Raw genomic sequence first — 525 nt, forward strand, 5'->3', positions numbered from 1 at the left:
GCTTAGTGTTCTTATCTCACGACCAGTTGCTACATCCCAGAGCTTGATGGTGTAATCCTTACTTCCTGATGCCACCATCCTGCCATCATCTGAACCACCTTGAACCACCTTGAACTATTTTATTTTCCCTATCGGAAAAGCCTGGCCGCTTGGGGTTGCTGTTGGATATTGGGCTCGCTTGAATACCTTCTCTGCAAGGGCAGGAACTTCACTGTCCACATAGTTTGCAAGTTCAAGGGTCTTTATAAAGCCATCCCTGTCCATGTCTGCTTTTCCCTTCATGCCTTCTGAAAGAACATAGGTAAACAGCCCGTGTCCCTGATAGCCCTCAAGTGCCTCCTGAAGTGAGGTTGATGCACTGAGTATGGTTGAGCCAACTGCACGGGAGAGTATCTTTACCGCTGTCTCCTCACTCATCCCCCTTGTGAGCATTGCTACCTGAAGTGCCTCACCAAGCTTTCCAGCATTGCAGGTATCTATGACTATCATCTTCTTTGTTGATGGCACATTGGCTATGAGCTCTTT

General features: G+C 47.8%; 1 pseudogene. It reads right to left on the minus strand.

The window, feature by feature from the left end:
• Window positions 1–114: 114 nt before the first annotated feature.
• Window positions 115–525 (minus strand): annotated as a pseudogene (locus ACP5Q2_RS09945) (hypothetical protein); the annotation flags it as partial.

It is taken from the genome of Calditerrivibrio sp., assembly GCF_049968475.1.
GTDB classification, from domain to species: domain Bacteria; phylum Chrysiogenota; class Deferribacteres; order Deferribacterales; family Calditerrivibrionaceae; genus Calditerrivibrio; species Calditerrivibrio nitroreducens_A.